Origin of the sequence: Luteimonas abyssi (genome assembly GCF_001482195.1) — a bacterium.
GTDB classification, from domain to species: domain Bacteria; phylum Pseudomonadota; class Gammaproteobacteria; order Xanthomonadales; family Xanthomonadaceae; genus Luteimonas; species Luteimonas abyssi.
In genome coordinates, this window is record NZ_KQ759763.1 from 3,791,714 (window position 1) to 3,816,812 (window position 25,099).

Consider the following 25,099-nt stretch of genomic DNA (forward strand, 5'->3'; position numbering starts at 1 on the left):
ATTTTTCTTGACGCCTTAATGCGCGAAGCGTAAGACATGCGCAGGGGCGTGCGCTACCGCAGCGCACGAACATTTCAGCAGGACGCTGCCTGGGCTCGAGGAGAGCGACATGGATGTGATCGACCGTGGGTGGCATCGCCCGCGCGTGACCGGATGGTGCCGGGTGGTCATCGGCGCGGGTGTCCGGAGATTCTCCGCATGGGCCGCGGTGACGCTGTGCATCCTCGTGCTTGCCGCGCTCGCCGGTCGGGCTCTGGCCACGTCGTATGTCTACGATGCCAACGGTCGACTCGTGGTCGTGACCAACGATGCGGGAGAGTCGGCGCGTTATGTCTACGACGCGATGGGCAACCTGCTGCGCGTCGAGCGCCTGGGTGAAGGCGATCTCGCGATCTTCGCGTTCACCCCTGGCCGTGGAGCACCGGGTGTGCGCGTGCGCATCCAGGGCCACGGCTTTGCGAGCATCGCCGCACAGAACGCGCTGACCTTCAACGGTGTGCCCGCGGTGGTTGAGTCCGCCAGCACGGGCGAGCTGATCGCGGTGGTTCCGGTGGGTGCGACCACCGGGCCGGTGCGTGTGGATGTCGATGCGGCGAGCGCCAGCAGCACGACAGCGTTCGTCGTGGATCCGGCGTCCCGACCACCGGTCATCCAGTCGGTGTCGCCGCTGATCGGTACTCCCGGCACGCCGATCACGGTGTTGGGTCAGCACTTGTCCCCGGTCACCGGACAGACATCGGCCCGCCTCAATCTGCGCCCTGCTCCACTCAGCTTGGTTCAAGACAGCACGGTGGTCTTCGCGATCCCGTCGTCGACCGGAAGCGGCAAGGTGTTCGTACAGACGCCGTTCGGCATCGCGACGAGCGCGCAAGACGTGTTGGTCGTTCCGCCGGGGACCAACGCCGCCACCGTCACCGAATCCAAGCGCGTTCATCTGGACGGAGCGATCGAGGCGTTCGGCGTCGCAGCCACAGGAGATTCTTCGGCGGCCTTGTTCGACGGCGCGTTGGGCGACTACGTGAACGCGCAATTCTTCAGCTTGACGGGAAATGTTGCCTACACCCTGTTCGATCCCGTGAACCGGCCGATCGCCAGCGGGACCGTCACCGTCGCCAGCCCGACGCTGCTGATGCCCCGATTGCCGGCGACTGGCACCTATTTGCTCCTGATGCGTCCAGCCACGGGACCGGCGGCATGGTCAGTGCGGTTGCAGCGGGCGCCGATCGTGCATGCCGAGGCCGAGCCACTGGTGACGCAGACGGAGCCTGGCCAAAGTGTGCGATTGGCTTTGCCGGTCGAGGCAGGCCAGCACCTGGGTATCGGCCTTGCCGATCTGGGTGTCTCAAGCGGCACCTATGTGCGCGTGAGTCTGTCGCGTCCCGACGGTACGGTGTCGATCAGTTCGACGATGTGTTACCAGAGCGGCGGCGGTTGTGGATTCAATCTGTCGCCCGTCCAGAGTGGGTACTACAGCATCACGGTGACGCCGCAGAGCGGTAGTCAGACGATGTCGTTCAAGACCACGGTGTCGGCGGACGTGTCCGGCGTGCTGGAACGCGACGAGCCGCAGGCAGTGCAGTTGCCACGCCGCGGCCAGAACGGCAGGTTCACCTTCGACGCGCAGGCCGGCGAGACATTGGCGCTGCAGGTTGCCGCGCAGACGACGGTTCCTGTCGGCAAGCAGGCGTACTACCGCGTCTATCGGCCAGATGGCACCCAGCTTGCGGTGACCAACACAGCGACATCGGCGACGCTGAACCTGCCGCAGTTGCCGGAGACCGGTACGTATGTGGTACTCGTTGACCCGTATGACGGTGCTTCCTTGGAGGCAGGCGTGGTCCTGAGCAGCGGCAGGGCCGGCGGGGAGGAGGTCGACGGCGCGCATGGCGAACACGCGCTGGACATTCCTGGCCAGAATCTCTACCTGACCTTCCATGCGACGCAGGGTCAGCGTCTGGGCCTGGGTATCAGCGACCTGGTCGTGTCCAGTGGTTCCTACGTCGGTGTACGGGTGCTGCGGCCGGACGGTAGCCAACAATCGTCGGCGAACTGCTCGCAGAGCAACGGGGGTTGCGGCTTCAATCTGTCGATCGGCACGACGGGCACGTACGCGGTGGTTATAACGCCGCAAAGCGCGACGCAGATGTCGAGCTTCAGGACCACATTGTCGACGGACTTGGTGGGAGCCCTTCCGCGTAACGCAGCGCAAGCGGTGGCATTGCCGCGCCGGGGCCAGAATGCACGTCTGAGGTTTGCGGCGACCGCTGGCGAAACGCTGGCACTTCGTGTCTCGGGGCAGACGGCGGTCCCTGTGGGCTGGCAGGCCTATTACACCGTGTTCCGGCCGGACGGTACCCAGCTGGCGAGCACAAACACGGCAACTGCCACGACGCTGAACATGCCCAACCTTCCGGAAACGGGTGAGTACACCGTGCTGGTGGACCCTTACCATGGTGCGACGCTGGCTTCGCAGGTGCTGCTGGCCAGCGGCACGACAGGCGACGGTGAAGTGGGTGGCGACCCTGCCCAGTACGACACCACGGTGCCGGGTCAGACGGTCTACACCACCTTCTCTGCGCAGGAAGGACAGCGGTTGGGTCTGGGTATCAGTGACCTGGCAGTCTCGACAGGGTCGTACGTCACCGTGCGGGTGAATCGTCCGGACGGTACGGCGCTGGTGAACTCGACGACGTGTTCGCAAAGCAGTGGCGGATGCGGGTTCAATCTTTCGGCAAACCAAACAGGCGTCTACAGCCTCACCGTGACGCCACAGACTACCGCACAGACGATGTCGTTCAGGACGACGCTGTCGGTGGATATGGTCGGGACGCTGGAACGCGACGTACCGCAGACGTTGGCGTTGCCACGGCGCGGCCAGAACGCACGGCTGTGGTTCGACGCGACGGCAGGAGAGACGTTGACACTACGGGTGTCGGATCAGACGACGACCCCGGCAGGCAAGCAATCCTACTACCGCATCTATCGTCCGGATGGGACGCAACTGGCCACCTCGAACACCGCGACCGGTGCCGTGTTCAACTTTCCCAACCTGCCCGAGAGCGGCGCCTACTACGTGCTGGTCGATCCTTATGACGGCGCAGCGTTGGAGTCGCGACTCCTGCTGGCGAGCGGGGCCATCGGCGATGGTGAGATCGGCGGGGCAGTGAACGAGTACCGCACCGAAGTGCCGGGCCAGAACGTCTACTTGACGTTCCAGGCGACGGAAGGACAGCGTCTGGGCCTGGCGATCAGTGACTTGGCCGTCTCCAGTGGAACTTACGTCCAGGCGCTGATCACCCGGCCCGACGGCAGCACGCTGGTCAGCTGGACGGTGTGCTATCAGAGCAATGGTGGCTGTGGCTTCAATCTCACGGCGAACCAGACCGGCACCTATGGCATCACGGTGGCGCCCCAGTCGGTAAGCCAGATGATGTCGTTCAGGACGACACTTTCGGCAGACATGGTCGGCGTGCTTGAGCCCGACATGCCGCAGACACTGCAACTGACACGCCGCGGCCAAAACGCGCGCTTCACCTTCGAGGCGGAAGCCGGCCAGACGCTGGCCCTGCAAGTCGCCGGTCAGGCCACGATTCCGGTGGGGAAGCAGGCGTATTACCGCGTCCATCGGCCCGACGGCACCCAGATTGCGGTGGTGAACACGGCAACGTCGGCGACGCTGAACCTGCCCCAGTTGCCGGAGAGTGGCGAGTACGTTGTGTTCGTGGATCCGTACGATGGCGCGTCTCTCGAAGCAGAGATCCTCCTGAGCAGCGGGACCATTGGCGGGGAAGAGATCGACGGCGCCGAGGGAGATCACGAGCTCGGAATTCCCGGACAGAATCTCTACCTGACCTTCCAGGCGACCGAAGGCCAGCGCCTAGGCCTTGGAATCAGTGACCTAGTGGTGTCCAGTGGGTCCTACGTGAGCGTGCGAGTGCTGCGCCCGGACGGCAGCCAGCAGTCGTCTGTCAACTGCTCGCAGAGCAATGGCGGTTGCGGCTTCAACCTGTCGATCGGCGCAACGGGCACGTACGCGGTGGTGGTGACGCCGCAAAGCGCGACGCAGACCTCGAGCTTCAAGACCACATTGTCGACGGACTTGGTGAGCACTCTCCCGCGCAATGCAGCGCAAACCGTGGCATTGCCTCGCCGCGGCCAGAATGCGCGCCTGAGATTCACGGCCACCGCCGGTGAGACGTTGGCTCTGCGGGTATCGGAACAGGCGTCTGTCCCGGTGGTCTGGCAGTCCTACTACACCGTGTTCCGTCCGGACGGCACCCAACTGGCGAGTACGAACACGGCGACTACAGCGACATTGAACATGCCCAACTTGCCGGAATCGGGCGAGTACGTGGTGGTGGTTGACCCCTACTTCGGTGCGGCATTAGTTTCAAAAGTGTTGCTGGCCAGCGGCACGACCGGCGACGGCGAAGTTGACGGTGAGCCCGCGCAGTACGAAACCACCGTGCCTGGGCAGACGGTGTACACCACTTTTTCCGCTCAGGAAGGTCAACGTCTTGGGTTGGGCATCAGCGAATTGTCCGTGTCGAACGGCGCGTACGTGAACGTACGCATCAATCGCCCCGATGGAACAGCCCTGGTGAGCTCGACCGCTTGCTACCAGAGCAATGGCGGTTGCGGTTTCAACCTGCTGGCGAACCTGACGGGCATCTACAGTCTGACCGTGACGCCTCAGACCACTGGTCAGATGATGTCGTTCACGTCGACGCTGTCGGTGGATATCGCCGGAACACTGGCGCGCGACGTGCCGCAGACGCTGTCGCTGCCACGTCGCGGCCAGAACGCACGGCTGTGGTTCGACGCGACCGCCGGCGAGACGCTCGCGCTGCGTGTGTCAGGGCAGGTCGCGATTCCCGCGGGCAAGCAGTCCTACTACCGCATTTATCGCCCCGACGGTACGCAGCTGGCCACCACCAACACGGCGACCGGCGCGGTGTTCAACTTCCCCAATCTGCCGGAAACCGGGGCCTACTACGTACTGGTCGACCCGTACGACGGCGCCGCCCTGGAATCCCAGGTGTTGCTGGCCAGTGGCACGACTGGCGAAGGCGAGGTCGGGGGCGAGGTCGGCGAATACGAAACGACGGTGCCCGGCCAGAACGTGTATCAGACGTTCCAGGCCACCGAAGGTGAGCGCCTGGGCCTTGGTATCAGCGCGCTGGCGATCTCGAGCGGTACCTACGTGAATGTGAGCGTGCTGCGCCCGGATGGCACGGCGCTGGTCAATTCGACGATCTGCTATCGGAGCAACGACGGTTGCGGGTTCAATCTTTCGCCGAATCAGACGGGAACCTACACCCTGCGGATCACCCCGCAGACCACGAGCCAGACGATGTCGTTCAAGACGACGCTGTCGGCTGATCTGCGAGGGATGCTGGAGCGTGATGTACCGCAAACGCTGCAGTTGCCGCGCCGCGGCCAGAACGCGCGCTTCACCTTCGACGCTCAGGCAGGCGAGACGCTTGCGTTGCAGGTCGCCGGGCAGGCGACGGTGCCGATGGGCCGGCAAGCGTACTACCGCGTGTACCGGCCGAACGGGGCGCAGCTGGCCTTCACGAACACGGCGACATCGACGACGCTGAACTTGCCGCAGCTGCCGGAGACCGGCGAGTACCTGGTGTTCGTGGATCCGTACGACGGCGAGTCGCTGGAGGCGGAGATCGTGCTGAGCAGCGGTACGGCCGGTGGAGAAGAAATCGATGGGACAGAGGGCGATCATGAACTCGGAATTCCCGGACAGAATCTCTACCTGACCTTCCAGGCGACCGAAGGCCAGCGCCTAGGCCTTGGAATCAGCGACCTAGTGGTGTCCAGTGGGTCCTACGTGAGCGTGCGAGTGCTACGTCCGGATGGCAGCCAACAATCGTCGGTCAACTGCTCGCAGAGCAATGGCGGTTGCGGCTTCAACCTGTCGATCGGCACGACAGGCACGTACGCGGTGGTGGTGACGCCGCAGAGCGCGACGCAGACGTCGAGCTTCAAGACCACGTTGTCGAACGACCTGATCGGCACCCTTCCACGCAATGTGACCCAGGCGGTGACGCTGCCGCGCCGGGGCCAGAACGCGAGATTGCGGTTCAGTGCCACGGCGGGTGAAACGGTGACGTTGCGGATGTCGGGTCAGACGACAGTGCCGGTGGGTTGGCAGTCCTACTACACCGTGTTCCGTCCGGACGGCACCCAGCTGGCGAGCACGAACATCGTCACCGCCACGACGCTGAACCTGCCCAACCTGCCGGAGACTGGCGACTACACCGTCGTGGTCGATCCCTACCACGGCGCGACCCTGGCCTCGCAAGTACTGTTGGCCAGCGGCACGACAGACGATGTCGATGTTGGTGACGATCCGGCCGGGTACGAGACCACGGTGCCCGGGCAGATCGTGTACATGAACTTCAGCGCACAAGAAGGCCAGCGGCTGGGTCTGGGAATCAGCGATCTGGTGGTCTCGAGTGGATCTTTGGTTCGGGTGGCAGTGAGCCGGCCGGACGGGACCAGTCTCGTCAACGCCACGGCCTGTTCCCAGAGCAGCGGCGGCTGCGGTTTCAACTTGTCGGCGAACCAGACCGGGATTTACCAGGTCACGGTGACACCGGAGGCGACCGGGCAGACGATGTCGTTCACGTCGACGCTGTCGGTGGATATCGCCGGAACACTGGCGCGCGATGTGCCGCAGACGCTGTCGCTGCCACGTCGCGGCCAGAACGCACGGCTGTGGTTCGACGCGACCGCCGGCGAGACGCTCGCGCTGCGCGTGTCAGGGCAGGTCGCGATTCCCGCGGGCAAGCAGTCCTACTACCGCATCTATCGCCCCGACGGTACGCAGCTGGCCACCACCAATACCGCGACCGGAACGACGTTGAGCATTCCGGCCATCCCGGTGGCGGGCGCGTACTACCTGCTCGTGGATCCATACGATGGTGCGTCGTTGTCGAGCGAGATCACGCTCGTCGAGCGTTGATGGGGACTCCTGGAAGACCGGCATAAGCGAGAAAGGAAGCAAGCACATGAACCGTGCATATCGTGGTGGCTGGAAGGCCGCGCTCATTGGAATGGCGCTGGGTGTCGTGTCCGCAAGCAGCGCATCCGGGCATTTCCCAGGCATCGCCTCGACATCGACCGCTGCGGCCCAGGCCGCGGCGTATCCCCATAGCGATGTGCGGCGCGATCCCCTGCAGGGCATTGTGTCGGTCGAGCGGCGTGTCCAGCTTCCCGAGGGCGGCTGGTTGACGCTGGCAGCCGATGGATCGTCCATCACGCTGTGGACGCAATCGCCCGCTCGGGCCGTGAGGACGTGGCAGCTCGCCGATGTCCGGCGGCACGCGACTCTTACGGTGCTGCCCAGCGGCCGCGTGTTGCTGTGGGGTGGCGTTAACCGTATCGGGGAGAACCACGGCACGGGCCTCGTCTTCGACCCCGAGCTGAGAACGCTCGAAACGGCCGATCTGCCCATCGTTTCCCGATCGGGGCACACAGCATCCGTGTTGACTGATGGTCGTGTCCTGTTCGCGGGCGGTCGCTTCGAAGGCGCACCCTACACTCTGTGGCGCGAAGGCACGAATGATGTCACCGAACTCCCTGCCGGGCCTTCCGTTCCTCGAGTCGGCCACCGGGCGGAGCTGCGGACCGATGGCAAAGTGCGTTTGTTCGGGAGCGGGGCTGCGTCTCAGGATCTGATTTTCGATCCGGCCCTCGCAACGGTGGACCGCGCGGATGCATCGGCATTGCCCCCCCAGGCGCCAGGACTAGCCGGATCGTTGCCGACTCAGGGAGCGGCCAATGTCGGCACCAGCACCCGCATCGCGTTGCGTTTCAGCCACCGTCTGGCCGGTGGGACGCTCAACCCGGACCATGTCATGTTGCTCGGCCCAGGCGGCGCGACGCCGGTGCGTATCGTCACCGTGGAAGACGGGCGTCTGGCTTTCGTGACGCCGCTGCAGGAACTGTTCCCCGATACGCCCTACACATTGTTCGTCGAGGACGCACTCACCGATCATGGTGATCCGGTACACGACATCGTCCTCGACTTCCGGACGGTTGCGCTGAGAGCGGAGGTCGATGTTGATGTCGATGCCGGGAACGAAGATAAGCGTCGCGGCGAAGCTGCTGATCGAGCGGATGCCTCCCACGGGCCCGAGACCGCGAAGTACTGTCAGGGACGAGAGCGCCGCGCGACCCCGTGCGTGGCATATGCCCTTCTGGACGAAGGCATCTGGACGCCCGGGCAGGACAGCACCGAAGGCCGCTGGCGCGCGCTCGGGCGGCAGCCTGATTTGATGTCCACCCAGCTGATGGCGCGCGTCACCGAAGCCGTCGGCCTGACCACGCTGACGGGACAGATCCTGCGTGTAGACGGTGTCCCGGTTTCCGGAGTCGAGGTCAGTATCGGAAATCTCTCGGCATACACCGATGCCCAAGGCCGGTTCTGGCTCTACCAGGCTCCGGTTGGGCGCAACGAACTGTACGTGGACGGCACCACAGCCAACGCGGCCGGCACAGAGTACGGTCAGTTCGTGGTGGGTGTGGACATCCGTCAGGGCACGCTGAACCAGCTCGACTACACGATGTATCTCCCGCGGATCAGCGCGCGGGACAAGATCGCCATTGCATCGCCTCTGCAGCGCGATGTGGTGTTGACCCACCCCGACATGCCCGGCCTGCAGGTGCATGTGCCGGCAGGCACGGTGTTCCGCGATCGCAAGGGCCGGATCGTCCGGGAGCTCGCGCTCGTGCCCACCCCGGTCAACCGTGCGCCGTTCCCGGTGGCCGAAAACTACCCGATGTATTTCACCATCGAGCCGGGCGGTGCGGTCATCCAGGGCCTGGATCCGCAATCCGCACGCGGGATCCGCATTCTCTACCCGAACTACGACAAGCATCCGGCCGGCACCCAGGCGGACTTCTGGATCTACGACCCTGCAGAGGGTTGGCGCGTCTACGGCAAGGGGCGCGTGACCACGGATGAAAGTCGGTTCGCGCCCGAGGCTGGTGTCGCCCTGCATCAGACGATGGGCGGCAGTTACTCCGTCAATACCAACGACCCCGCCCCGGAGGATGATCTGCCGCCGGAATGCCAGAGCTGCGGCGAGGGCAACGCGGGGACGGGTCAGAACGCCACGGCCGGCGATCCGATCGATCTGCGCACGGGCCAGTTCAGCTATCAGGAGACCGACATCGGCATCGCGGATATCGTGCCGATCTCGCTGTCGCGCACCTACAGCCCGCGTGATCTGAAACGCCGCGACTTCGGCATCGGAACGTCCAGCAACTTCAACTACCGGCTGCACGCCGTCAGTGGCACCAGCACCAACGTGCTGCAACTCGTGCTGCCGAGCGGCGCGCCATTGCGATTTAACCGCGTCAGCGGAAGCGGTGCCAACGGATCTTGGCGCCATTACGGCACCACGTCGTTCTCGGGGGCAGTAGTCCAGACCATCAGCGATGGCGGGTACCGCTACAGGCTGACGATGCGCGACGGCTCGATGATGCAGTTCTCCGGAACCAACCCGAACCGCCTGCTGTGGACGCAGGACCGCCACGGCAATCGGACGGAGTTCGTGCAGGACGCGGGTCTGATCCGGCGCATCGTCTCCCCAAACGGGCGCTACATCGACCTCGAGTACGACAGCAACAACCGCATCCGCCAGGCGACCGATCCACTCGGTGCCACCTGGCAGTACAGCTACAACAGCAACGGCCTGCTGCACAGCGTGACGTATCCGGACGGCACCGAGCGCAGCTATCACTACGAGACGTTCAATTTCTCCTCGGCGATGCATCGCATCCGCGAGGTCCACGATCGTCGCGGCAACGTGCTGCTGAAGAACGAATGGGGCACCGGCATCAATGACCCCAATTTCCTGCGCGCCACGAAGCAGACGGTGGCCGATGGCGGTGTCTACGAGATCGATTACTTCCATCGTGTCGATAACAAGCGAGGCACGCTGGTGACCCATCCGGACGGCAGCCAGCGCCGGGTAGTATTCGACGACGACGACGGCCTATATCCAGTTTCCGATACCTTGGCCTACGGCACCGATCTCGAACAGACCTTCCATTTCGAGCGCAACAGCCTCGGCCAGATGACAGCCCGCATCGATCCGCTGGGGCGTCGTACCGAGTACAGCTACAACGCGGAGTGGCAGGTCACCCGGGTCACTCACCTGGCAGACACGTCCGATGCGGTGACGGTATCCGTGGCCTACACCTCGGATGGCGATCTCCGATCGATCACCGACGAACTGGGGCGCACCACCACGCTCGACTACCAGAACGGTTGCCTGGTCCGAATCACCAATCCGCTGGGCGTCAGCACGCGCATGACCTGTGATGCGGGCGGGCAGCCCAACAGCGTGATCGACGCGCTCTCCAACGTCACCACGCTGGGATACGTCGGTGCCGACCTCGCCTCGGTCACCGATCCTCTGGGCCGCAGTGTGCAGTTCCGCCACGACGCCCTCGGCCGGATCATCGGCGTGGAGGATGCATTGGGCAATCTCACACGTCGCGAGTACGACGCGGAAGGCCGGGTGGTGAGATTCGTCGATGCCGCCGACAACGTCACCGAGATGGCCTACGACCCGAACGGCAACGTGACCGCGGTGCTGATGCCCAACGGCAGCGGCATCACCTACGAGTACGACAACCGCGATCGTCTGATCGAGCGCACCGACCATTTAGGCCAGGTGGAAACATGGACCTGGGACACCATGAACCGGGTCACGGGTTATACCGATCGCAAGGGGCAGCTGACCTCGTTCGCCTACGATGCGCTCGGCAGGCCGAGCACGACTACGTATGACGACGGCCACACCGTGGCCGCCACCTACGACGAGGCTGACCGCCTGTTGGGCCTCGACGACACCGCCTCGGGCGCGCTGGGATGGATCTACGACGATCTTGATCGGGTGATCGAAGCCATCAGTCCCCAGGGCAATATTGCCTACGAGTACGACAATGTCGGCCGCCGGACCGCGATGACTGCGGCGAGCCAGCCGAAAACGGAATACCACTACGATGCCAACGACCGCTTAACCCGGATTCTGCAGGGCGCCGAGGTGGTGGCGTTCGATTACGACGACCTTGATCGCGTCACTAGGCTGACCCTGCCAAATGGTGTCGAGACCGGTTATGCCTACAACGAGGCGAGCCAGCTTGGAGGTATTGCCTGGCATCGTCCGGATGGCAGTTTGCTGCATACGCTTGGCTACGGATATGACAGAGCAGGCCAACGGGTGGTACAGACCGGTACGCTTGCCTCGCAGGTGCTTCCGGACGCGAGCGCGGGCCCCAATGCATTCGACGACAACAATCGGCAAACACAGCACAACGGCCTTCCGCTGACCTATGATCTCAATGGAAATCTGACCAATGATGGCTCTCGAAATTATGTTTGGAATGCGCGCGATCAACTGATTGAGATCACGCAAGGCGCGGATACCATCGCGAGCTTCGGCTACGATGTGCTCGGCCGTAGGAACATTAAAGGGGAGGGCGTTTCGAGTACCGAATATCTATATGACGGGCTCGATCCTGTGCAGGAGACACAAGGGGGAGCTGTCGTTCCGATTCTTGCCGGCCTCAACATCGATGAGCGGTTCGCAAGAGGGGAAGGAGTCAGTCGGTATTACTTTTTGACGGATGCGCTGGGCAGTACGCGGATGCTAACCGATAATGCTGGAGGTATTGTCCAGAGTTACGAATACGATCCTTACGGTGGCACGCATTCGGTTGATGTGGCAGTGGAAAATCCGTATCGGTACACAGGGCGTGAACAAGACGCGAATGGAATTTATTATTACCGTGCACGCTATTTTAATTCTGGAATGGGGCGCTTTCTGAGTGAGGATCCTCTGGAGCTGGCTGCAGGGGATTTAAACCTCTATGCGTATGTACTCGGTAATCCTGTTGACCATACCGATCCGACCGGCGAGTTCGTCCCGATGGCGGTGGGCGCCGGGATCGGCATGCTTTTGGAATACGCGACGAATCCATGTGCCAGTGCGGGCGACATCCTGTTGGCAGGGGCTATCGGCGCGCTAGGTGGTGGGATAAGTAAAGCCGCTTTCCTCCGCTATGGTTCTCGCTCGCTCACAAGAGAAACTGGGAAGGAATGGTCTCATTCGCTGGGTAAAAAGTTCGTTGACAGATTCACCAGTGGTCGCCTCAACAGGGCGCTCAATCAACGTGGAGGCCTTAATGGTAGCTGGACGAGTCCAGCTCGTCATTATCGACACGATGCAAGCCGATACCCGCGAGGGTGGCGAGATATGGGTGAGCGACTTCCCGGTCCATTGAGAGGCCTGGACAGAACGCCCGACTGGATGAAAGGAAGTGGAGCTTCAGGGGCAGTTGGCTCTGCTGTTGCCGGCTCAGGATGCGGTTGTAACTAACTATTGGTCTGTCCATGTTTCTACATTTTTTAAAATTTATATGTGGGGAAGGTAGCTGGAGCCTACGGCCGTATGAATTACTGGTCATCGAAGAGGCGCTTGGCGTTATGGATGAGGCTGATGCTTCCGTAGTGAGATCCAACTTGAATGGAATTTTCGTTGATAGAATGTCATCCGGAAGGATATGTGTTATTAGGTATCCGCGCGACCGCCATTTGGTGAAGCTGGCCGAAAGTTCATACGACGATATGTTGATCGAAGTGACCGTTGCGGTGGAAGGGCGCAAGGAAGTGGCTCACGTAACTTTTTACAGAGGGTTGCTTTTCAGTGTTGAATTCAAGAAAGCGGGGCGATGGTATAAACGCAAAAGTGTAAAAGTGATTGGTGCAGTTAGAGGTCTTGTCCAAAGTAGTTATTCGAATCAGATCGACAAGGCGGAGCATGGTCGAATCTAAAGATAGGATTTCTCTCTGACTTGAGAAGAATAAGAATTGGATTTCGTGTCACGCGGAATTTTTTGCGGGCGTCTGTTTTTCGCTGGCTGACTATTGGCGCCTACTTTGGATTTGGGGCGCACTCGATATTCTTCTGAAGGTCTGTGCTGGATAGATGCCACGGATGTGCTCGCTCTGTCAGATTTGATGCACTAAATTGGTGCGATGCCGGCTCCCGACCTCGCCCTCGACCAGCTGCTGACCCCCGTCGCCTGGACCGACCACCACGCCCGTATCGAGGGCTGCAACCTCGCCTTCGCGCGGTGGCTGGGGGTGAGCGTGCGGCGGTTGCTGGACCAGCCGCTGGCGGCGCTCGAGGCCGACGGCGACATGCTGCGGCGGGCGCTGACCGCCGATGACGTCGACAGCGATCAGCTCCGCCTGCGCCGGATCCAGCTGGCCTTTCTCGGTAGCACGCCACGTTTCGCCGACGGCTGGCTGAGCCGGCGCGAGGGCGGCGGCTGGCGGTTGGAGGCGCATCCGGTCGATGAGTTTCCCGGCGACGATCCACTGCAGGTCTTGCCGAGTGCGCTGTCGGCGGCGCTGCGCGGGCTGGCCCACGAGCTGCGCAATCCGCTGGCCGGGCTGAAGGGCGCGGCGCAGTTGCTGGCGCGCCGCACGCCGGATCCGGCGTCGGTCGAGTTGTTCGGGCTGATCCAGGCCGAGGTCGCGCGGCTGACCCAACTGGTCGACGATCTGCTGGCGCCCGCACCGCCGGACCCGCACGAGCCGCTCAATATCCACGCGGTATTGGAGCGCGTGCTGCCGCTGGCCGAAGCCGAAGCGGGCTGGATCGTCAAACTCGCCCGCGACTACGACCCGAGCCTGCCGGACATGACCGGCGATGCCGACCGCCTCGTGCAGGCCATCTGGAACCTGGTCCGCAACGCGATCCAGGCCGGTGCCGCCAACGTGACCCTGCGCACCCGCATCGAGCATGCGGTGCGCATCGGCGATGTCGTCCATGCGCGGGCGTTGCGGCTGGAGATCGTCGACGACGGGCGCGGCGTGCCGGAGGAACTGGCCGAGCAGATCTTCCTGCCGCTGGTGTCCGGCCGCGCCGACGGCACAGGACTGGGATTGGCGCTGGCGCAGCAGGTCGCGCGCGAGCACCGCGGCTCGCTGGCTTACCGTTCGCGATCGGGGCATACGGTGTTCACCCTGCTGCTGCCGTTGGCCGCGGCCGACGAGGAGGGCGCGCGCGATGACTGAGCCGCCACGGATCTGGGTGGTCGACGACGACCGCAGCGTCCGCTACGTGCTGTCGGCGGCGCTGGCCGAAGCCGGCTACGACGTGGCCGGCTTCGATTCCGCGGCGGCGGTGCTGACCGCGCTCGGGGCGCGCCCGGTGCCGCAGTTGCTGTTCACCGATGTCCGCATGCCGGGCGACGATGGCCTCGTGCTGCTGGAGCGGCTGAAGGTCTCGTATCCGCAGTTGCCGGTGATCGTGATGTCGGCCTATACCGATGTCGCCAGCACCGCCGGCGCCTTCCGCGGCGGCGCGCATGACTTCCTCTCGAAGCCCTTCGATCTCGACGATGCCGTCGCGCTGGCGGCGCGGACGTTGCAGCCCGTCGTATCCGACGACATGTCCTCGGCGCCGGTCGTGGCCGACGAGCCGGGTGACACGCTGATCGGCGAGACCCCGCCGATGCGCGAACTGTTCCGCGCCATCGGCCGCCTCGCACAGGCACCCTTGAACGTGCTGGTCACCGGCGAGACCGGTACCGGCAAGGAGCTGGTCGCGCGGGCGCTGCATCGCGAATCGCCGCGCGCGCGCCGTCCGTTCGTCGCGATGAACACCGCGGCGGTGCCGTCCGAGCTGCTGGAAAGCGAACTGTTCGGCCACGAGGCCGGGGCGTTCACCGGCGCCAACCGCCGCCACATCGGTCGCTTCGAGCAGGCCGATGGCGGCACGTTGTTCCTCGACGAGATCGGCGACATGCCGCTGTCGCTGCAGACGCGGCTGCTGCGGGTGCTGGCCGAAGGCGAGTTCTTCCGTGTGGGCGGGCGCGAGCTGATCCGGGTCGACGTGCGGGTGATCGCCGCCACCCACCAACCACTCGAGGCCCTGGTGCGCGACGGTCGCTTCCGCGCCGACCTGCTGCACCGGCTCGACGTGGTGCGCCTGCGCCTGCCGCCGCTGCGCGACCGACGCGACGACGTGCCGCGCCTGGCCGACGCCTTCCTCGCCTCGGCGGCGCAGCGCTTCGACGCGCCGGTGAAACGCCTCGATGCCGCCGCCCGCAGACGCCTGATGGCCCACGACTGGCCGGGCAACGTGCGCGAGCTGGAGAATCTGTGCTGGCGCCTGGCCGCGCTCGCGCCGGCCGAGACGATCCGTGCCGACGACGTGCAGGATGCGTTGTCGCCCGAAAGTGCAGACGCGGGCACGTCTGCGGCGTCGGCATCGGCCTGGGACGATGCGCTGGCGGACTGGGCGCGCGGACAACTCGCCGCCGGCACGCCGGATCTGCACGCGCAGGCGCGCGAGCGCCTGGACACGGTGCTGCTGGACGTGGCGCTCGCGCACACCGGAGGCCGACGTGCGGAGGCCGCTGCTCGGCTGGGCGTGGGACGGAACACGTTGACGCGCAAGCTGGGACCCCGGCCCGGCCGGGGATGAGGGCCGGGGGTGCGGACGGTGTCCGCTGCCCGATCGGAACACCCGTTTCCTCGACCGCGAAGGCCGCTTATCGTGGTCTCCCCCCGAGCCCGAGTTCGCCGCCATGGATCGTTCGTTGTTCGCCCTGCTGCTGCCGTTGGCGCTGGCCGCCTGCGCCAGCGCACCCCGTCCTGCGGCACAGCCGCCCGTCTCGGCCGCGCCGCCCGCAGCCCAGGTGCCGGGTCTGGCGACGGTGGGAACCGCGCGCGAGGCCAGTGCGGTGCTCGCATCTGCATCGGGGAGCCTGGTCAGCGGCCGGGTGCGGCTGGAGCCGGCCGAGGGTGGGGTGCGCGTCACCGGCGAGATCGGCGGCCTGGTGCGCAACGGCGCGCACGGCCTGCAGGTGCACGAGCGCGGCGACTGCAGTGCGGCGGATGCCGCCAGCGCCGGCCCGTACTTCGATCCCGCCGCAGGCCCGGATCAGGGCGGCGTGGTGGTGGGCGGCAACTACGACCGCATCGTCGCCGACGGCGAAGGCGTCGCGCGGGTGGACATGCGCATCCCGGGCGCGGTGCTGGGCGGCGGCGCGCCCAACGACATCGCCGACCGGGCACTGGTGGTGATGGGGGCGACGCCGGGATCCTTCAGCGCGCGGGTGGCGTGCGGTGTGGTCAACGCCGCGTACTGACGCCGACGCAACACGCATTGGGGTATAGATGGCGCCCCATTCATTTCATTCATCGGAGCCACGCCATGCGCAGGATCCTGCTCGCCACGTCCCTGACCGCCGTCCTGGCGGCCTGTTCGCCATCGGCGCCCGATGCCGCCGACGTCGACCAGCCCGGCACCGCACCCGAGACCGCGCCGATGGCGCCGACGGGCGAACCGACCGCCTCGATCGAGATCATGGCCGCCACCGCGACGCTCGATCCCACCGAGGGCAACGACGTGCGCGGCACGCTGCGCTTCGAGATGGCCGACAACAACATCCGTGTCAGCGGCGAGATCACCGGCCTGCCGGCGGGCACCGAGCACGGCTTCCACGTGCACGAGACCGGCGATTGCAGCGCGCCCGACGCGACCAGCGCCGGTGGTCACTTCAATCCGGATTCGAACGACCACGGCCGTGTCGGCGGTGGCGAGCACCATGCCGGCGACAGCGACAACCTGACCGCGGACGATCAGGGTGTGGCCCGGGTCGACAACACGCTCGAAGGCGCGACCATCGGCGACGGTGCGTCGACCGACATCGTCGGCAAGGCCGTGATCGTGCATGCCGACGCCGACGATTACACCTCGCAGCCGACCGGTGATGCCGGCGACCGTCTGGCCTGCGGCATCATCCAGGCGGCGCCGTAAGAACGTAAGCAAGGCCGCGCCCCGTCGGGCCTGCCGAAAAACGGACCCCGCACGTTTCGGCGTGCGGGGTTTCTTTCGCGTGCGTGGCACGGATCGGCCCGCGTCCCTGGAGAACCGGCCCATGGCCGCGACGATGCCGGCCGTCGAACGTCTGCCGTGAGGCGGCGGTCGTGGCCATGGAGCGCGTCTACGGCCGTGCGGTCGGATGGATGCCTGCATCCGCCGCGCGGCGGCGCCTCAGGCCACGCTGGCGCGGGGATCCAGATCGCCCGGGCAGTGATCGAATCGCACCGCGATGCCGTGCGCGCGCAAGACGGCGTCGAACTGCCGCTGTCGCGCTTCGAAGTGAGCGAACCCGCGCGCCAGCTGTGCATCGTCCTGGCCGTCTCCCGCGTAGCGCGCCCGCCAGGCGGCCGGGGAAAACAAGGCGATGCGGGCTTCGCCGTCGGCGTAATGCACCAGCGGCTCCGGAAGGACGTCCAGCCAGGCCTCGTCGTGCGGCGACAGCAGCGCGGTCTCCAGCAGCGGCCACAGCGGCTCCAGGCCGGCGTGTTCGTACTGCATGGCGGTCATCGCGAGCAGATCGTGCAACGTCAGGTAGCGGGCATGTTCGATCGCCACGCCGAAGGCCTCCTGCGCATGCAACGCGGTGTCGGCGCCGGCCATGCCGGTTTCCATCAGGTCGCGCTCGAGCGCGTCGCCGACCGCCGCCACCGTGGCCGGGTCGCCGCGCAGCACCAGCGGTACCAGCCGCAACGGGCCGCCTGCGTATTCGGCTGCAGGCGACAACGCGCCGGGAAGGCGCCCCTCGTGACTGCCGAAGGCGATCACCCGGGCGCCGGCATCGCCCGGCGCGCGCGCGGCGAGGTGGTCGAGTTCGTGATGCACGGGCCAGCCGGGTCGCAGCAGTTCGATCGGGTCGTAATGCGCGCCCACGGCGATCAGGTCGAGCGATGCCGCAGCAGGCACGAAGCCGGCCAGGTCGCGTGCGATGCGTTCGGCCAGCGCGCCCACGTCGGCCTGCGGCAGGGCATCGCGACGGGTGCCGTCGTCGGCCGAGAGTTCCAGCGCGAGGGCGGCCCGAATCACGGGAGCGGAGGACGGCGAGGGATCGGACATCGGTGATTGGCCGTCCACGACGGCGGCGGTAAACTCGGCCCACATTATGCCCATCGCGGTCGACCCGTCATGGTCGACCGGGCCATCCCCCGAGGAGATCCCCATGCCGTCAGGTCGTCCCGTCGCCGTACTGGGTGGCGTCCGTATTCCGTTCTGCCGCCAGAACACCGCCTACGCGGATGTCGGCAACCTCGGGATGTCGGTCCGCACCCTGGGCGCGCTGGTCGAGAAGTACGGATTGCACGGACAGCAACTGGGCGAGGTGGCGATGGGGGCGGTGATCAAGCACTCCAGCGACTGGAACCTCGGCCGGGAGGCGGCGCTGTCGTCGGGGCTGTCGGCGCTCACGCCCGGCATGACCCTGCAGCGCGCCTGCGGCACGTCGCTGGATTCGATCATCACCATCGGCAACAAGATCGCCACCGGGCAGATCGAATCGGGTATCGGCGGTGGCTCGGACACCACCTCCGATGTGCCGATCGTCTACGGCCAGACCCTGCGTCGGCGCCTGTTGCGCGCGGCGGCGGCGAAGACCCCGAAGGACAAGCTCGCCGCGTTCAAGGGCTTCCGCCTGCGCGAGCTCAAGCCGGATTTCCCGGGCGTGGCCGAGCCGCGCACCGGCAAGTCGATGGGTCAGCATTGCGAGGACATGGCCAAGGAGTGGAACATCTCGCGCGACTCGCAGGACGAGCTGGCGGCCGCGTCGCACCACAAGCTGGCCGCCGCTTACGAGCGCGGGTTCTTCGACGATCTGGTGGTGAGCTTCCGTGGCGTGGCGCGCGACAACATCCTGCGCCCGGACACGTCGATCGAGAAGCTCGCCACGCTCAAGCCGGCATTCGACCGCAGCTCGGGTCGCGGCACCCTGACCGCCGGCAACTCCACCCCGCTGACCGACGGTGCGTCGGCCTGCCTGCTGGCCAGCCAGGAATGGGCGGCCGCCCATGGCCACACGCCGCTGTGCTGGCTGCGCGACGCGCAGACCGCGGCGGTCGACTTCGTCCATGGCGAAGGCCTGTTGATGGCGCCGACGGTCGCCGTGGCCGAACTGCTCCGCCGCAACAACCTCACCCTGCAGGACTTCGACGTCTACGAGATCCACGAGGCGTTCGCCGCGCAGGTGCTGTGCACCCTGCGTGCCTGGGAGAGCGAGGAGTACTGCCGCAACCGGCTGGGCCTGGAGGCACCGCTGGGCCGCATCGATCCGGCGAAGATCAATCCGCTGGGCTCGTCGCTGGCCGCCGGCCACCCGTTCGCGGCCACCGGCGCACGCATCGTCGCCACCGCAGCCAAGCATCTGGCCGAGCGTGGTGGCGGACGCACGCTGATCTCGATCTGCACCGCCGGCGGCATGGGCGTGGTCGCGATCCTGGAGCGCTGAGTCCGGAGCCGCGGGGCGTAGCGCCTTCCGGACATCGAATCGGGGCATCGGTCTCCGGATACCGAACGCCGGGCCGACGAGGCCTGTCCAGCGACATGGCGGCACGGTCGCGACGGGTCTCCGCGTGCACGCTGCAGGCGAGCGTCTTGGGCGCGCCTCCACCCGCGTGCTGCGCCGCGTCTTGATCCCCCGCGGCGAGCGCCGCTAGCGTCGGGCTTCGACCATACACCCGCGTACTGGCGCGGCGGAGGCGGGGCATGCGCAGCATCCTGATCGGGTTGGCGCTGTGGTGGGGATGGGTCGTCGCGCTGCCAGCGCACGCCGTCGATCCCGGCGTCCGGTACGAACGCATCGCCGGTTGGGACGGCACCGCCCTCGGCGCGGTGGTGATCACGCCGCAAGGCCAGGGCGACGGGCCCTTCCCGCTGGTCGTGATGCCGTCGAGCTGGGCGGTGCCCAATCTCGAGTACGTCGGCCGCGGCAAGGTGCTCGCGCGGCAGGGGTACGTGGTGGTCAGTTACACCTCGCGCGGGTTCTGGGATTCCGAAGGCCGGATCGATATCGCCGGGGCGGCCACGGTGGAAGACGTGAGCGCGGTGATCGACTGGGCGCTCGCCAACACGCCGTCCGATCCCGCGCGCATCGGCGCGTCCGGCATCTCGTACGGGGCCGGCGTCAGCCTGTTGGCGGCCGCGCGCGATCCGCGCATCCGGGCGGTCGCCGCGCTCAGCGGCTGGGCCGACCTGGAAGCCTCGCTCTACGCCAACGAGACCTTCAGCAAACAGGGTGGCGCCCTGCTGGTGGTGGCCGGAACCGCCACCGGTCGTCCCGGCCCGGAACTCGCCGCGGCCACCCGGTTGATCCTGGCCGGACGCGGCGACGATGCGGTGCAAGGCCTGCTGCCGCTCATTCCCGAGCGCGGCGCAGTGGGCGAACTGGCCGCGCTGGCCGAGTCGCGCCCGGCCATCCTGCTGGTCAATGCCTACAACGACAGTCTGTTTCCGCCGGGGCAGATGGTGGACTTCCACGAAGCGCTGGAAGGCGCGAAGCGGCTGGTGATGGTGCACGGCGATCACGCGACCGCCGAGCTGCCGGGCGCGCTGGGCCTGCCGAATCTGGCCTACGACGAGGTGGGGCGCTGGTTCGACCGTCATCTGCGCGGTCACGACGACGGCCTCGATGCGGAGCCCCCGGTCCACCTGTACTCGCAGCGCGGAAATGTCGCGGCCTATGCGGACTGGCAGGCCGTGCGCGCGACCGAGGTGGTGCACCACCTGGGCGCGCCGCGCGGGCTGTTGCGCCCGACCGGCGCGATGGGGAGCACGGTGGCTCCGGCATGGTCGCATCGCATCGTCACCGGTCTGCCGACGCTGGCGCATTCGGGCACGGTCATGATCAGCGGGTTCATGCAGGGGCTGGGCGTCGCGCCCTACAGCTGGATTCCCGGCGTGAGCAGGCTTGCGGCAGGCGTGTGGGAAGGTGCGCCGGCCTGGCATGCACGCACCGTGGCCGGCATGCCGCACCTGCGGATCGAGGTGGTGCCGGAACAGGCCGACACCAGCCTGTTCGCGTATCTCTACAGTGTCGACGGACTCGGCAACGGCGCTCTGATCAGCCACAAACCCTACAGCCTGCGCGGCGCGACACCCGGTCGCGCGCAGACGGTGGAGATGCGTCTGGAAGCCACCCATTGGGAGATGCCACCCGGCCACCGCCTGGTGCTGGTCATCGACACCGTGGATCCGCGTTATGGCGGTGTCAGCCCGCTGGTCGGCGGGGTGCGCATCGGGTCGCCCGCCCAGCTGGGCATCCCGATGCGCTGACCGGGCTCAGCGGGGGTCGCGCGGGGATGTCGGGTCGGGCGGCGGCACGTCGTGTCCGGTGGCGGTGGGTGTCGTCCGTGCCTCCGGGAATGCAGGGTCCGCCTGGATCGTCGGGTCCGCTTCGGGCGCCGCCTCGGGGGCCATCAAGGTGATCCGCTCGCGCGGCGGCAGGGCCGCCACCGGCTGGTCGCGCCCGGCGCGCAGCGCGTTGCCGTAAGCGAAGCGGGCGCCTGCCTCGTCGCCCTGCGCCAGCCAGGTGTCGCCCAGCACTTCCCACGCGTTGGCACCCGCGCCCTGTTCGATCGCACGGCGGGCGTAATCCTCCGCCCGGTTCCATTGCGCCTGTTCGGCCGACAGCCGTGCCAGCGCCAACAGCAGCGCCGGACTGCCCGGATGCTGGCGCAACCAGCGTTCGCAGGTGGACGCGCGATGCTCCACGCGCTGCAGCGGCAGGGCGCCGTAACGGGTGACCAGGCGTTCGTCCCAGCGACTGTCGAGGGCTTGCTCCAGACTGCGCGCCGCAGCCTCGTGCCAGCCCAGCGCGGCCGCGCGTTCGGCGTAGGCCGACGCCACCGGCCGTTCGGTGCGCAGGGTCTTGGGCAAGGCCTCCCAGCGCGCCGCCAGGACGTTGCCGTCTTCGGCCTCCTGCAGGGACGCGGCGGCCCAGCGTCCTTCGACTTCATCCAGTCGGGCCTTGGACAACGCGTCCTGCTGGCGAAGGGCGCCGAGCAGTTCGTACGCCTGGGACGCCTGACCGGAGGCGGCCAGCGCCTCGGCGCGCAGGGCCAGCCCGCGTGGCGGCAGCGGTTGTGCGGACGGCGCATCGAGGGCCACCAGCGCATCGGTGGGGCGCTCCTCGGCGAGGGCGAGTTCGGCCGTGGCGATCGCGCGTGCCGCCGGGTGGCGGTCGCCGAAACCTTCGAGCTCGCGGCGTGCGCCCGCGGCGTCGCCACGGGCCCAGGCGGCCTGGGCAGCGCTCAGGCGTGCGGCCGGTTCCGTATCCGGGTCGTCTTCGGCCTGCGCGAGCGCCTTCTGTGCCTGGGTGTAGTGGCCGGCGTGCAGCGCCATCAGGCCTTCCGACAGGCGCAGGCGGGCCTGGCGGTCGCGGTGACGGTTCCAGCTGCGGAACGGCAGGCTCAGCAGCGTCCACAGCCCCCAGAGCACCAGCAGGACCAGCAGCGCGATGCCGATCGCCTCGACCAGATTCGCGGTGTAGTCCATGCCGCCGTAGCGAATCAGCAGCAGGCCGGTATCGCCCGAAAGCAGCATGTGGGCCACGACCGCGCCGATCGCGGCCAGAACGAGCAGAAACACCAGGTTGCGCAGGACTTTCATGACCGGCTCCACCGAAGGCCAAGGCCGCCGCTGCGGCCGATCCCTGCACGCTAGCGGGCATTCCGTTCGGGCGGCGTGCAGATGATGAATGGGCCACGGAGCGCGGCTGGTCCACCCGGTCGGCGGCACCGGCAGGGGCGGCTATCGCGAGGAAGCGCCAGCGGAGAGCGGTCGGCTCGCATGGCGGTGACGTTTCTCAGCCCGGTGCGGAAAAGGCGACCCGGTCCAGCAAGGCATCGGGCTGTGGGGTCCGGCCACAGTCGACGCGCGCGAAGCCGAGATCGCTGGCGAGTGCGGCCAGACGGTCGCTGGCGGCGATCACGTGCGCGCTGCGCAACCGGTCCGCCTCGTCCCCGGGCAGGGTGTCGAGTACCCGCTGCAGCGCCTCGCCGCTGGTGACGGGCAGTAGCAGGCGGCCATGGGCCGCGCGCAGGATCGCACGGGCCGGCAGCGCCAGCGGCACCGGCTCGCGGGCATAGACATCCGCGCGGACGATCCGGGCGCCGCGCGCGGCAAGGACCTCGGCGATCCGGCCCCGGCCGCCCGGGGCGGTGACCAGGCCGACCGCGCGGCCCTGCACCTGCCCGGCGGCCAGCGCGGGCAACGCGAGCAGGCCCTCGCTGTCCTGACGCGCCGGCGCCTCGGCGGTCTCGACACCGGCGTCGGTCAGGGCGGCGCGGGTGCCGGCTCCCACAGCCAGCTTGAGTGCCTGTGAGGCGTCGAGCCGCGCCAGGGCGACGGCAGCCGCCACGGCCGCGGGACTGGTGAACACCGCGACCGGCGCCAGCAGCGCGTCGGCCAGGATCCGGCGGGTGCGTGCGTCGTCGCGATGGGCGATGCGCCAGGGCGAAAGCTCGATCAATACCGCGCCATGGCGCTGCGCCCATCGGGCCACCGGTCCGTGCCCACCGACAGGACGCAGCGAGATCACGTAGGATGCCGGCCCTTCGGAACCGGCCGGCACGGAAGCGGACGGCATGCGCGCAGCTTGGTCCCTCGCCCGGGCTGCCGCAAGCCGTGCCGGGCTCCCCCGTGCCCACCCCGAGGAATGCGATGTCGACTCAGCCCCCCTCCGATACCGAGGCCCTGGCCCGGTTGCGAACCCACCTCGACGGCATGCCGCCGGTGGCGGCGATGAAGATTTCCATTGCCGGCTGGGACGGACGCGCACTGTCGCTGTCGGCCCCGCTGGCGCTGCACCGCAACGACAAGGGCTCGGCCTACGGCGGCAGCCTGGTATCGCTGATGACGGCCACGGCCTGGGGGCTGGTCACGCTGCGGGTGGAGGCGGCGGGCCTGGATGCCGATGTGTTCGTTGCCGACAGCGAGGTGCGCTACCGCGCGCCGCTGCTGGCCGATCTCACCGCGCATGCGCGCCTGGATGTCGAGGATGCCTGGCCGGTGTTTCTCGCCACCCTGCGCGCCCGGGGCCGCGCCCGCGCCACCGTGGTGACACAGATTCCACTGCCCGGCGGTGCCGTCGCCACCGAGGCGCGGATGCGTTATGCCGCGATCCTGCGCACGCCGGCGGTTCCGTCCTGAGCGCTCGCCCTCTACCATGCCGGCGACATGCATGAGGCCGGGGAGCCGAACAATGGGGACGATGCGCACGCCACGTGCGGTGGGACCGACCGCGCGCGCATTGCTGGCGATGCTGATGCTCGCGGTGCTGGCCGCCTGCGCCAGCGGCGGCAAGAAGGCCAGCGAGCTCGAACGCATGCAGTACATGTACTCGGCCGCGATCCGCTGGGGCGACTTCGAAGGGGCCTGGAATCTGGTCGATCCGGACGTGCGCGAGGCGCAGCCGATGACCGACCTGCAGTTCCAGCGCTACGAGCAGGTCCAGATTTCCGGCTATCGCGAGCTGGCCGCGCAGTCGGATGGCGAAACCGCCGTGCGCGAGGTCCGGATCGGGGTGATCAACCGCCACACCATGGCGGAACGCACGGTTCGCTATAGCGAACAATGGCGCTACGACGAGGCCGCCGGCCGTTGGTGGCTGACCGGTGGGCTGCCCGATCTGTGGGGCGGGGAGTAGCGCGCCGACCGGCGGTTTTGCGCCCCGCCCCGGGGTAGGCGACAATCGCCGCCCGCCGTTCTGCCGTGAACCATCCTGTGACGTTCGAAGAACTGCTGGCCTTCGCCGGCCGCAACCCCCTGCTCTCGACGGCTCTGGCCGGCATCACCGTGGCGCTGATCTACACCGAGATCAGCCGCCTGACACGTGGTTTCAAATCCCTGCGTCCCGCCGAGCTGACCGCGCTGGTCAACCGCGAGAATGCGCTGGTGGTCGACCTGCGGCCCATCGGCGATTTCGAGAAGGGTCACATCCCCGGCTCGAAGAACGTGCAGATGAGCCAGTTCGACCCCGAGAATAAGCAGATCGCCGCAGCGAAGGCGCTGCCCGTGGTGCTGGTCTGCAAGACCGGCCACATCGCCGGCGGTGCCGCCAAACGCCTGAAGAAGGCCGGTTTCGAGCAGGTGTACCTGCTCGAAGGCGGCATCGGCGCGTGGCAGCAGGCCGACCTTCCGCTCAAGCGAGGCCGCTGACCGCGGCCGGGCATCGCCGC

Annotated in this window: 15 protein-coding genes; 12 read left to right on the forward strand and 3 right to left on the reverse strand. The window is 67.0% G+C overall.

Annotation, left to right across the window (positions count from 1 at the left end; translation table 11 throughout):
- The first annotated feature begins 109 nt into the window (after positions 1–109).
- The 7 genes from RG19_RS16290 (at position 110) to RG19_RS16315 (ending at position 16,871) form a co-directional block, all read left to right on the forward strand.
- Positions 110–6,982: an IPT/TIG domain-containing protein gene (locus tag RG19_RS16290; RefSeq protein WP_058836190.1), complete on the forward strand. Its 6,873-nt coding sequence runs from the start codon at positions 110–112 to the stop codon at positions 6,980–6,982.
- A gap of 46 nt (positions 6,983–7,028) precedes the next feature.
- Complete coding sequence (locus tag RG19_RS16295) at positions 7,029–12,413, forward strand: RHS repeat-associated core domain-containing protein (protein WP_162267095.1); 5,385 nt, start codon at positions 7,029–7,031, stop codon at positions 12,411–12,413.
- A gap of 14 nt (positions 12,414–12,427) precedes the next feature.
- The gene (locus tag RG19_RS18335) at positions 12,428–12,868 is read left to right on the forward strand and encodes a hypothetical protein (protein WP_162267096.1); all 441 of its coding nucleotides are present in this window, start codon (positions 12,428–12,430) and stop codon (positions 12,866–12,868) included.
- 204 nt (positions 12,869–13,072) lie between these two features.
- Positions 13,073–14,119, forward strand: a complete 1,047-nt coding sequence (locus RG19_RS16300) for a two-component system sensor histidine kinase NtrB (RefSeq protein WP_058836192.1) — start codon at positions 13,073–13,075, stop codon at positions 14,117–14,119.
- On the forward strand, positions 14,112–15,533 hold the full coding sequence (gene ntrC / locus RG19_RS16305; RefSeq protein ID WP_058836193.1) for a nitrogen regulation protein NR(I): 1,422 nt from the start codon (positions 14,112–14,114) through the stop codon (positions 15,531–15,533). Before RG19_RS16300 ends, ntrC begins: the two co-directional genes overlap by 8 nt.
- A gap of 103 nt (positions 15,534–15,636) precedes the next feature.
- Entirely contained in the window at positions 15,637–16,200 is a 564-nt protein-coding gene (locus RG19_RS16310) for a superoxide dismutase family protein (RefSeq protein WP_058836194.1), read from the forward strand.
- Positions 16,201–16,265: 65 nt separating this feature from the next.
- Entirely contained in the window at positions 16,266–16,871 is a 606-nt protein-coding gene (locus tag RG19_RS16315; protein ID WP_058836195.1) for a superoxide dismutase family protein, read from the forward strand.
- 237 nt (positions 16,872–17,108) lie between these two features.
- Here RG19_RS16315 and RG19_RS16320 read toward each other — a convergent pair whose 3' ends face one another.
- Positions 17,109–17,990, reverse strand: a complete 882-nt coding sequence (locus RG19_RS16320; RefSeq protein WP_058836196.1) for a hypothetical protein — start codon at positions 17,988–17,990, stop codon at positions 17,109–17,111.
- A gap of 103 nt (positions 17,991–18,093) precedes the next feature.
- On the opposite strand from RG19_RS16320, the gene RG19_RS16325 reads away from it, so the two are divergent.
- Positions 18,094–19,371 carry an acetyl-CoA C-acetyltransferase gene (locus RG19_RS16325; protein ID WP_058836197.1) on the forward strand — a complete coding sequence of 426 codons (1,278 nt, stop codon included), beginning with the start codon at positions 18,094–18,096 and terminating at the stop codon, positions 19,369–19,371.
- Positions 19,372–19,628: 257 nt separating this feature from the next.
- Positions 19,629–21,194 carry a CocE/NonD family hydrolase gene (locus RG19_RS16330; RefSeq protein WP_058836198.1) on the forward strand — a complete coding sequence of 522 codons (1,566 nt, stop codon included), beginning with the start codon at positions 19,629–19,631 and terminating at the stop codon, positions 21,192–21,194.
- Between the two features lie 6 nt (positions 21,195–21,200).
- Here the strand turns inward: RG19_RS16330 and RG19_RS16335 are convergent, their stop codons facing one another.
- On the reverse strand, positions 21,201–22,529 hold the full coding sequence (locus tag RG19_RS16335; RefSeq protein ID WP_082672739.1) for a heme biosynthesis HemY N-terminal domain-containing protein: 1,329 nt from the start codon (positions 22,527–22,529) through the stop codon (positions 21,201–21,203).
- Positions 22,530–22,725: 196 nt separating this feature from the next.
- On the reverse strand, positions 22,726–23,508 hold the full coding sequence (locus RG19_RS16340) for a uroporphyrinogen-III synthase (RefSeq protein ID WP_058836199.1): 783 nt from the start codon (positions 23,506–23,508) through the stop codon (positions 22,726–22,728).
- Positions 23,509–23,582: 74 nt separating this feature from the next.
- Here RG19_RS16340 and RG19_RS16345 point away from each other — a divergent pair, with 74 nt between their 5' ends.
- The 3 genes from RG19_RS16345 (at position 23,583) to RG19_RS16355 (ending at position 25,079) form a co-directional block, all read left to right on the forward strand.
- Positions 23,583–24,071 carry a YiiD C-terminal domain-containing protein gene (locus RG19_RS16345; RefSeq protein ID WP_082672740.1) on the forward strand — a complete coding sequence of 163 codons (489 nt, stop codon included), beginning with the start codon at positions 23,583–23,585 and terminating at the stop codon, positions 24,069–24,071.
- Positions 24,072–24,132: 61 nt separating this feature from the next.
- Positions 24,133–24,567, forward strand: a complete 435-nt coding sequence (locus RG19_RS16350; RefSeq protein ID WP_058836201.1) for a hypothetical protein — start codon at positions 24,133–24,135, stop codon at positions 24,565–24,567.
- A gap of 77 nt (positions 24,568–24,644) precedes the next feature.
- Positions 24,645–25,079, forward strand: a complete 435-nt coding sequence (locus RG19_RS16355; protein WP_058836202.1) for a rhodanese-like domain-containing protein — start codon at positions 24,645–24,647, stop codon at positions 25,077–25,079.
- The last annotated feature ends 20 nt before the right edge of the window (positions 25,080–25,099 follow it).

What these genes read in the sequence shown, in the direction of transcription:
- RG19_RS16310 (WP_058836194.1), top strand. Translation starts at nt 15,637, where the DNA reads ATGGATCGTTCGTTGTTCGCCCTGCTGCTGCCGTTGGCGCTGGCCGCC.
- RG19_RS18335 (WP_162267096.1), top strand. Translation starts at nt 12,428, where the DNA reads ATGTTTCTACATTTTTTAAAATTTATATGTGGGGAAGGTAGCTGGAGC.
- RG19_RS16330 (WP_058836198.1), top strand. Translation starts at nt 19,629, where the DNA reads ATGCGCAGCATCCTGATCGGGTTGGCGCTGTGGTGGGGATGGGTCGTC.
- RG19_RS16295 (WP_162267095.1), top strand. Translation starts at nt 7,029, where the DNA reads ATGAACCGTGCATATCGTGGTGGCTGGAAGGCCGCGCTCATTGGAATG.
- RG19_RS16350 (WP_058836201.1), top strand. Translation starts at nt 24,133, where the DNA reads ATGCGCACGCCACGTGCGGTGGGACCGACCGCGCGCGCATTGCTGGCG.
- RG19_RS16315 (WP_058836195.1), top strand. Translation starts at nt 16,266, where the DNA reads ATGCGCAGGATCCTGCTCGCCACGTCCCTGACCGCCGTCCTGGCGGCC.
- RG19_RS16335 (WP_082672739.1), bottom strand. Translation starts at nt 22,529, where the DNA reads ATGAAAGTCCTGCGCAACCTGGTGTTTCTGCTCGTTCTGGCCGCGATC.
- RG19_RS16345 (WP_082672740.1), top strand. Translation starts at nt 23,583, where the DNA reads ATGTCGACTCAGCCCCCCTCCGATACCGAGGCCCTGGCCCGGTTGCGA.
- RG19_RS16290 (WP_058836190.1), top strand. Translation starts at nt 110, where the DNA reads ATGGATGTGATCGACCGTGGGTGGCATCGCCCGCGCGTGACCGGATGG.
- RG19_RS16320 (WP_058836196.1), bottom strand. Translation starts at nt 17,990, where the DNA reads ATGTCCGATCCCTCGCCGTCCTCCGCTCCCGTGATTCGGGCCGCCCTC.
- RG19_RS16325 (WP_058836197.1), top strand. Translation starts at nt 18,094, where the DNA reads ATGCCGTCAGGTCGTCCCGTCGCCGTACTGGGTGGCGTCCGTATTCCG.
- RG19_RS16300 (WP_058836192.1), top strand. Translation starts at nt 13,073, where the DNA reads ATGCCGGCTCCCGACCTCGCCCTCGACCAGCTGCTGACCCCCGTCGCC.
- ntrC (WP_058836193.1), top strand. Translation starts at nt 14,112, where the DNA reads ATGACTGAGCCGCCACGGATCTGGGTGGTCGACGACGACCGCAGCGTC.
- RG19_RS16340 (WP_058836199.1), bottom strand. Translation starts at nt 23,508, where the DNA reads ATGCCGTCCGCTTCCGTGCCGGCCGGTTCCGAAGGGCCGGCATCCTAC.